At 56.6% G+C, this 8,889-nt stretch carries 7 protein-coding genes and 3 tRNA genes; 3 read left to right on the forward strand and 7 right to left on the reverse strand.

The window, feature by feature from the left end; all coding sequences use genetic code 11:
- Positions 1-70 precede the first annotated feature (70 nt).
- From HMPREF3171_RS11380 to HMPREF3171_RS11390, 3 genes are all read left to right on the forward strand, one after another.
- Positions 71-144 (forward strand) — tRNA-Cys (locus HMPREF3171_RS11380).
- A 16-nt stretch (positions 145-160) separates the two neighbouring features.
- Positions 161-232 (forward strand) — tRNA-Val (locus HMPREF3171_RS11385).
- A 35-nt stretch (positions 233-267) separates the two neighbouring features.
- A tRNA-Gly gene (locus HMPREF3171_RS11390) sits at positions 268-343 on the forward strand.
- Between the two features lie 149 nt (positions 344-492).
- Here the strand turns inward: HMPREF3171_RS11390 and HMPREF3171_RS11395 are convergent.
- From HMPREF3171_RS11395 to HMPREF3171_RS11425, 7 genes are all read right to left on the reverse strand, one after another.
- Complete coding sequence (locus tag HMPREF3171_RS11395) at positions 493-1,884, reverse strand: ABC transporter ATP-binding protein (protein WP_070485009.1); 1,392 nt, start codon at positions 1,882-1,884, stop codon at positions 493-495.
- A complete protein-coding gene (locus HMPREF3171_RS11400; protein WP_070451588.1) occupies positions 1,881-2,567 on the reverse strand; it encodes an energy-coupling factor transporter transmembrane component T family protein in 687 nt (228 codons plus the stop codon). Before HMPREF3171_RS11400 ends, HMPREF3171_RS11395 begins: the two co-directional genes overlap by 4 nt.
- Positions 2,560-3,156 (reverse strand): MptD family putative ECF transporter S component, encoded by a 597-nt coding sequence (locus HMPREF3171_RS11405; RefSeq protein ID WP_070451311.1) that lies wholly within the window; start codon positions 3,154-3,156, stop codon positions 2,560-2,562. The genes HMPREF3171_RS11400 and HMPREF3171_RS11405 overlap by 8 nt, the downstream gene beginning before the upstream one ends.
- 36 nt (positions 3,157-3,192) lie before the next feature.
- Positions 3,193-4,941, reverse strand: coding sequence for an ABC transporter ATP-binding protein (locus HMPREF3171_RS11410; RefSeq protein WP_070485010.1), 1,749 nt, complete (start codon positions 4,939-4,941; stop codon positions 3,193-3,195).
- Positions 4,938-6,725 carry an ABC transporter ATP-binding protein gene (locus HMPREF3171_RS11415; protein ID WP_070451308.1) on the reverse strand — a complete coding sequence of 596 codons (1,788 nt, stop codon included), beginning with the start codon at positions 6,723-6,725 and terminating at the stop codon, positions 4,938-4,940. Before HMPREF3171_RS11415 ends, HMPREF3171_RS11410 begins: the two co-directional genes overlap by 4 nt.
- 85 nt (positions 6,726-6,810) lie before the next feature.
- A complete protein-coding gene (locus tag HMPREF3171_RS11420) occupies positions 6,811-8,388 on the reverse strand; it encodes a recombinase family protein (protein ID WP_070485011.1) in 1,578 nt (525 codons plus the stop codon).
- Positions 8,385-8,889: recombinase zinc ribbon domain-containing protein (locus HMPREF3171_RS11425; RefSeq protein ID WP_210385613.1), on the reverse strand; the 505-nt coding region annotated here is incomplete at its 5' end. The genes HMPREF3171_RS11425 and HMPREF3171_RS11420, both read right to left, overlap by 4 nt.

An 8,889-nucleotide genomic window follows, 5' to 3' on the forward strand; every position in this document is an offset into this window, starting at 1 on the left:
TCGCGAGTTCGAGTCTCGTCATCCGCTCCAAGTACTTCGGAGTTCCCGAATACTTTGGAGGTAACTCCACGGTGGATTGGTCGAGTGGTTAGGCAACGGTCTGCAAAACCGTGTACACGGGTTCGATTCCCGTATCCACCTCCAAGCTGTCACCAGCCAAGCGCGATTAGCTCAGCGGTAGAGCACTACCTCGACACGGTAGGGGTCACTGGTTCGATCCCAGTATCGCGCACAGAGGGTCTTCCCCTCGTCAACTGAATACAAGATGCGGATGTAGCGCAGTTGGTAGCGCATCACCTTGCCAAGGTGAGGGTCGCGAGTTCGAGTCTCGTCATCCGCTCCACTATGACGTTGAAAATGATAAAACGGCGTTTGCCTTAGCGCGTATCGCTTAGGGGGGTGCGAAAAATCGCCTGCGTTAGCGAGTGTATAGCGCGTTAGCTCTTACCTGCAGAAGCGCTTTCCTCTCTTTCGGCTGAGCGGGCGTTTGCGTTAGCAGGCGTTGATTTGGTCGAGGCGGACGCTATGGTCGGCGACCTCGGTCACAAGTTCGGCATCGTGGGTGATGACAATGACGACGGCACCAGTGTCAGCGAGTTTACGCATTACTCGGGAAATCGCGACCAGGTGCTTGTAGCCAACACCGGATGTGGGCTCGTCGAAGATATAAACTTTCTTGTTCGTAGCAAGCGCTGTAGCAATAACCAGGCGTTGGCGTTGCCCGCCAGAAAGTGCTTGGGGATGATCAGTCTCGTGGTCGGCAAGGTCGAGTTCTTCAAGGATCGCGTGGGCATCGATGTGTTGCTTTTCGGCTTTGGTCGTGCCGAGCGTGACTTCGTCGATGACGGTATCTGAGAACAACTGTCGGGTAGGGTCTTGCATCACAAGGTAGGCGTCGCGGCTGGTGAATTTTTGTCCGCCGAGTGTGATGGATGCATGTTTGGCTTTTTCTAGTCCGCAAACAATGCGTGCCAGAGTTGATTTCCCTGAACCGCACGGGCCAAGGAGTGCCGTGATTTTCCCTGCCGGAAACAACACGTGGTTAATATTGAGGACTGTGTTTCCGTGGCGGTAGGCAAAGGCGAGGTTGTCGATCGTGAGCCCTTCACCTTCTGGTTCGGGCAGGCTCGGCATGGATACGGGCACTAGGGATCGCAGTCCAAGCTGTTTGCGCTCCTCATCCGAGGTAGCGTAGAACTCTTCGCCGGTTGCGGTGAGGGCGATCTTGCCTTTGTCGAAGCAGTAAACGCGGTCGACGATCCCAGCAAGGAAACTCAGCCGGTGTTCAGCAATGATGATGGTGTGTCCATCGGCTTTGAGCCTGGCGATGAGTGTGGCGAGTTGGTCGATAACGTCAGCGGACAAGTTCGCGGTTGGCTCGTCAAAGACGATCAGCGACGTGTTGTTGCACATGGCGACGGCGCAGGCCACGCGCTGCATCTGTCCGCCTGATAGTTGTGTGACGCGGGATTCCAACATGTCGACGATACCTAACTCGGCTGCAACCTCGTCAATGCGGGCACAGATCTCCTGCGGGTCGCGGCCGAGATTTTCTGGACCGAAGGCGAGTTCTTGGCGCACGTGAGTGGTGTAGAACTGGGTGCGCGGGTTTTGAAACACTGTCGAACAGTGGTGGGCAAGCTCTGATAGATCTACTCGTGCCACGTCAATGTCGGCGACTGTGACGCTTCCGGTAAGGTCGCCGTCGTGAAAGTGTGGGATGAGCCCGTTAAACAGCCGCAACGCGGTGGTTTTCCCTGACCCTGACGCGCCACACAGCAAGGTGACGGTTCCAGGTGTGATGGTGATGGTTGCGTCGTTGATTGAGGGGTGGTCTGCTCCTCGATAGGTGAATGTGACCCCAGTTGCTTGGGCTATTGTCATAGGACGATTCTCCATATCGCGAAGCCGATAACGACGAGCAGAATAACTGCGTCGACCACCCGGAATTTCACGACCGTGACTGAGGTGGGCTTTGCGGTTCCGCCCAGTCCGCGCACGAGGGCGGCCGATGCCAGTTCGTCCCCGCTGCGTACCACGGTCGATAGCAGCGGGATTGTGAAGTACTGGGCTGCACGCAGGGAAAGCGCGGACATGCCGCGTAGTTTCATGGCATCTGAGATCGCTTTAACCTCGTGGCCGATCACGGGCAGCACACGTAAGGCAACCGAGATTGGGATCGTGAAACAGGTCGGGATCCGTGAGCTGGCGAGTGCTTTTTGCAAGGTGGCGGGTCGGATTACGCCGATCGCATAGGCTCCCATTCCTGCGCTGACACTGAATCGCCACATCCACTGCAAAAACAGCACGAGGAACGCGCTGGCCGTTGATTTCCAGACCAGGGGTATCACATAAACGAGTGTGCCGAGGACCGCAAACGTGGCGAGGTAGCCTGCTACCCAGCTCGGGCGCACGAGCGTGTTGGGGTTGATCGCAGCGCTCGCCAGCATCACGGCGGCGAATCCGCCCAGAGTACACACGAACCACGGCGAGTAGGCGCTGTAGATCGTGGTGGAGACGATGACGAGCGCTGCGATAATCGTGCGCGGGTCGGGAAGTTTAGACAAGACCGGCCCGTTCAAAGTGCTTACGCGCCACCCGGGTTCCTAACAGACCAGCAAGCCAGCCCACGATGAGCATCACAACGAAGAAGCCCAACAGAGTCGGGATAGTGACTACCTGGGCCATCTTCGCGGCATACTCGGCACCCATTTGTTCGGCGATCTGCGACATATATGCATCTTGGTTCATAAATAGCGGTATCCACGGTGACACGTAGATCGGCAGGATAAACAATGCATATGCCAGTGGAACGCGAACTTTCACGCTCTTCGGCCCCTTGGTGATCACCAAGTCAGCGAGCAGGCCGAATACAGCGGCCACCGCGACGCCGCCCACCCAGTGGCCGGTCACGAAAAAGAGGATTTCGATGATAATCAGCATGATTGTCAACGCCCCCATCTTCGGAGTGCGTGCTGTGAACAGCGCAAAGACGATGCCGTTAACGAGGATAGAAAGCAAGAAACCGGCATACATGGCGGCGGGGATGAACCCGAGCATTCCGAATGCAAACACGATGACGAACATCAAGGCGGTGAAGACGCCAATGTTGATGAAGTCGCGCGCGTTGAGGCGCGAGGATGTGGGTGTGGACATAGTTTTTCCTTTCATGATTGTGAACAGTGCTGTGTTTTAGACGAGTTGCCATCCGGCGGCGTTGATGCGTTCTTGCCAGAAATCGCGGTATTGACCTGGCTGGTTGACCAGCTCGTCGTGGCACCCGCGCTGGGCGATACGCCCACCGTGGGAGAGCACAATGATTTGGTCAGCTGACCGAATGGTTTCCAGTTTGTGGGCGATGACAATCAGTGTGGAGTGTTTGCGTAGCTCATTCATCGCCGCAACAATGTTGGCTTCATTTTCCGCGTCCAACGCGCTGGTGGCCTCATCGAACAGCACAATCGGAGCTTTCTTCACCAAGGCGCGAGCGATGGACACTCGTTGGCGTTCCCCACCTGACAGTGCACGCCCGCCAGCACCCGCCAATGAATTCCAGCCGTCTGGGAGGCGGTTGACGATTTCCGTCACGCCCGACAGGTCAGCGGCCCACCTGATTTCTTCATCGGTGGCTTCTGGGTTGCCAAGGCGAATGTTGGCTTCGAGAGTGTCGTTGAATAAGTAGACGTCTTGGAAGACGAGAGACACCTGGCGCATCAGGTCTTCGATGGTCTGCTCGCGCACGTCCACTCCGCCAACGCGCACGCTGCCGGACTGCACATCCCAGAAACGTGCAACCAACCGGGCGATCGTCGTCTTCCCGCACCCAGATGGACCAACCAGGGCACACATGCCGCCTTGCGGGACATGGAAGGAAATATCACAAAGAACCGGGGTGTCCGGATCGTAGCTGAAGGTGACGTCCTCGAAACGAACATCACCAGGGGCGTTTATCGGTGTGGAGGCATCGGGTTCGGACAGTTCGGGGGCATCCATGACCTTGTCGACGTGGTTCATCTGCTGGCGGCGTTCTTCCAGCCCGGTCATGCAGCCGCCGATGTCTTGGAGCATGGTGGTGAACCGCAGGCACATGCCGATTGTGACCACGGCGTTCAGCGCATTCATTTGCCCGCCGAGGGCGAGTTGGGCGGTCAGCCAGATCATCACCACAATGAGCGCTTGGACGAACATTCCATTAATCAGGTTCGCTAATGTTTCGATCCACAATGCTTTGCGACCCTTGCGGTCAGCCTGTTTGAATGCCCGATCAAGGGCCGGGTAGTCGTCGGCGACATGGCAGGAGCGCAGCGCGCCTTGGCAGGTGGCGAATTCGACCATGCGAGCCGCCAACTCTGACTCGGCTGGTTCGGAAACCTGCTTACCTTTATCAAGAAGCACGCGGGAGATATGGAGGAAGGCGAGCATGATCGGGAAGGCGATCGTCAAGGTCAGTCCCAGTCGCCAATCCCAGAACCAGGTTCCCACAGTGATCACCAGCACGGCTGAGAGTTTTTGGACGAGGGAGAAAATGAAATGTGCCGCCGACTCGCCCAAGTTCATCATTTCCTGGGTGACCATGCGCGACAGCCGTCCAGAGCTACCCGAATCGAACACTCCCAACGGTAGGCGGGCTACCTTGTTGCCGACCGCTTGGTGGACGTCGTGAATGAATCCGAGCGCGCCGATATAGCCGGTGCGCATGCCATAAAACTCCGTGCCCACGCCCAGCATCGCGATCACCGCCAAGGCGATGAGCCAGCCCGAAAACGACAGCCCCCACACCGGCATTCCGGTTGCTAGGGCACTTGCGGCGGGAAGCAGAGTCAGCAGGGCAAAGCCGTGACACAGTCCTGAGACCGCACCCCACGCTTGACCAACCGAAAGGTCTCGCCACGAGGCGGGTTCCATCAAACGCTTAAAGCGTGGCAGCAATAGTTGATTCATCGTGTCATCTCCTCGCATGCACCTTGGGTAAGAAGTGCCTGATAGTGCGCATTACCCAACAGCTCATCGTGTTTACCGACCACAGCAATGCGCCCGCGTTCCATGACGACGATTTGGTCTGCCCCTCTGATCGAGGCCAGTCGGTGGGCGATCACAATCACGGTTCTGCCTTTGGCAAGAGTCGAGAGAGCTTGTTGGATTTTCGATTCCGATTCCGGGTCCGCCATCGCCGTCGCCTCGTCCAGCACCAACACTGGGGCATCAACCATGAGCGCCCGGGCGATTGCGATACGGGCTGCCTGGCCGCCCGAAACGTGGGTGTCCTCGCCCAACACGGTGTCGTAACCATCTGGCAGGCTCATGATGAACTCGTCGATCTGCGCTGCCCGCGCCGCCTGCCGCACCTGATCCAAGGTTGCGTCTGGCGCGCCCAGGGAAATGTTGTTGTGGATGGTGTCACGAATAAGCTGTGCATCTTGCAGGACGAATGCAACCGTCGAATACAACACATCCTGGGAAATGCTCTTTAGATCAACCCCGCCAATAGTGATCGTGCCAGCGTCCGGGTCATCGAAGCGGGCAATCAAACTCGCCAACGTCGACTTCCCCGCACCCGACGGGCCAACCAGCGCGGTCACCGTGCCTGCCGGAATGCTCAGGCTCACCTCGTCTAATGCCTGGGTGTCATCATAGGCATACGACACACCCCGAATCTCAATATCATGACCCTTTGGTGTCTGTGGCGCATCGGGCTGACTCAACGCCGGTAGCTCCATGACGTTCACCAGCCTCACTGCCGCAGACCCTGCGAGCTGGTAAGACCAGGCGATTGTCGCGACTGTCATCAATGCGCCCGGCAACACCAAGGCAATCAACGTCGTCGCTATCACCTCGTAGATGCTCACCCAACCGGCGTTCATCATCAACGCGCCACCGCCAAGGTTCACGATCAACAACACCGGGATCGACACCCACGAAAATGAGGCGACCGACATCGACACCAGCGGCATACACCACGCCCGGTAGAACTTAGAAAACTCGTTAGCTGCATCTAAATAGGCTTTATGTGCTTGGCCAACCTTGCCGAACGCTTTCACCACTGAGATACCGGCAACGAACTCGGCCATCGTTGCCGAAACCTGAGCGAGCTTGGTATCCATTTGCGCGGTCTTCTCATTCATCCCACGCATCGACATGCCATACATGCCCACATAAATCGGAATCGTCGCAATCGACAGCAACGCGAGTCGCCAATCCACCACAAACGCATACATCAACAAGGCGAGCGGGGATACGATCGCGTTCAGTTTCTCGATCGGCCCGTGCGCGATCACTGTGTGCACCGTGGCCGTATCATCCTGAATGGTCTTGCGGATCTTCCCCTCACCCTCGCGGGTAAACCACGACAGCGGAGCAGTCGACATTCGGGCGGCAATTTGCCGGCGCATCTGGTTACGCAACGACAGGTCAATAAAATGCGTCACGCCCAATGCAACAAAATATAAGGTCAACCGGGTCATGTATGCACTGACGAGGAGTATGACGATCCAGTTCACTCGCGCCGGGTCCACCTGGTCTTGCATAAGTTCTCTGCCAAGCTCCACCAGAGCCACATACGGGGCAATAGCCAACACCCCGGAGGCGAACGCTAAGACCTGCGCGACGAACAGTTTGCCTTTCACCGGCTGCGATAACTGACGAATCGCGTTCTGGCCAGCGACAGATTTTTCCTTCGCCGACCCATACTCACCTTCAACAACCTGATCCATTGCACTATCGTCCATGCAAACACCATCCTTATTAAGTAAGGCTAACCTTATCTGGTTTCTGGGAGATGTACCTAACCATGCACGAAAACCGATACGAGCATCACCCTTTCAAGGCCATACTCACCTGTTCACCGGTGCGGAATACGAATCGGATCGTATCCTCGTCTACGATGGCGTGGTCGATGAGTGCGCTCCACTGGGCGGGGCGGAACTCGCTCACAGGTTCGCCTGCCAGATTGTCTAGGGCTGTGGTGACGGCGGCGTGCTTGGCGGTGTTCGCTGCAATATCTGCCTCTAGGCTTGTTTTGCGTGCGAGTGTCTTACGGTAGGCAGTATCGAGCTCTGTGTACTTGTTTTGGTAGGCGTCTTGGTCGAGCGCGCGTTGCTGGTTTTCGGCTATCAGTGCTTCGATCTGCTCAGTGAGTTCCACGATTTTTGTTTGGCAGGCGGCGGCTTGTTCTTCCATACGGCTCGTATCAAGCATGGAGTCAAAGATTTGCAATAGGTGGCTTTGCCGTGGCTGGCGGGCGATCAGTTGGTTGAGTGCTTGGACGAAAGCATTCTTGATATGTTCGTCTTTCACGGTCGCAGTACTGCAAGGGTGCTCGCCTGCGTATTTGTGGTTGCATTGCCAAACTGTGTACTTATATTTCGTGTTCGACGCCCACGTTTTACGCCCATACCACGACCCACACTGCGCACACTTGAGCCTGGTGGAGAATAAGCCGACCTTGGCTGAGGATATGTTGCCGTGTCGGGTAGTGAGCTCGTATTGCACCTGATCCCAGATGCGCGGAGCAATAATCGGCTCGTGATTGCCTGTTACGTAGTATTGGGGTACTTCGCCTTCGTTGACCTTCATCTTTTTAGTAAGGAAATCGGTGGTGAACGTCTTTTGCAGCAGGGCATCGCCCTTGTATTTTTCATTCGACAAGATCGAGCGCACTGTCGACGTTGACCACACTTCTTTCCCGCGCGGGGTGAGGATCTTGCGGGCAGCGAGTTCGGTTTTGATCTCACTGATAGCCATCCCGTCAAGGAAAAGCTGGTAGATCAGCCTGACGGTTGGTGCCTGGGTTTCATCGATGACGAGACTGCCGTCCTCGCCTTTCTTGTATCCGAGCAGGGATTTGTAGGGCACCATGACTTTTCCATCGGCGAAACGTTTCCTGTGTCCCCAGGTGACGTTTTCGGAGATAGAGCGGGATTCTTCCTGGGCCAGGCTGGACATGATCGTGATGAGTAATTCGCCTTTGGCGTCGAAGGTGTAAATGTTTTCCTTTTCGAAGTAGACCTCGACGCCTGCGTCTTTGAGCTTGCGCACGGTGGTCAAGGAGTCGACGGTGTTGCGTGCGAACCGGGAGACGTTTTTGGTGAGGATCAGGTCGATTTTGCCTGCCAGGGCGTCATCGATCATGGTTTGGAATCCCTCACGGCGCTTCATAGAGGTGCCAGAGATACCTTCGTCGGCGTACATGCCCGCGAACTGCCAATCATTACGGGAGCGAATGTAGGTGGTGTAGTAGTCGATTTGCGCCTCATATGATGAGGTTTGTTCTTCCATCTCGGTAGAGACTCGCGCGTAGGCGGCGACCCTTCTGCGTGCCGGTACACCAGATAGGGGTGTGACAGTTCCGGGTTTCTTTGTTGCGGGTATCGCTGTGACGGTGCGGTTCATGTCAGCCTCCCTTCACTGGTTAAGCCCACTGGCTTCATGGTTCCATCCGCGAGGTGGAATGTGAGCTGGTGCGGGAAGGCTTCAATCATCACGATCTGCTCGCCAACCTGGACAGGGTCGAAACTTTGGGTGCCGAGCATGTCTGCGCAGGCGTGTTCGAGGAGTGTTTCGCGCAGGTTGTGCCCCCTACAGGGGTTGCCGTTCCCGGTGCAGGCACTCCAGCACCGCCAGAACTTATACGAGGTTCCAGACTTGTAGGTGCGGGTTTTGCGTTGATAGTTCTTCCCGCACGCGCCGCAGCAGATCCGTCCAGTGAATACGCCCGTGTTCTTTGACGGGGTTGCAGCCGGACCAATCTCGCGCCGATAGGCAATTTCTGCTTGCACCGCGTCAAACGCAGACTTATCGATGATGGGTGGGAGGGCTTGCTCAACCCAGTATCGCGGCAGCTCCCCGTCGTTGAGGGCACATGTGTGTCTGATCTGATGTAGGTGGTCCAGT

It is taken from the genome of Corynebacterium sp. HMSC08F01 (assembly GCF_001807545.1).
GTDB classification, from domain to species: Bacteria; Actinomycetota; Actinomycetes; order Mycobacteriales; family Mycobacteriaceae; genus Corynebacterium; species Corynebacterium coyleae.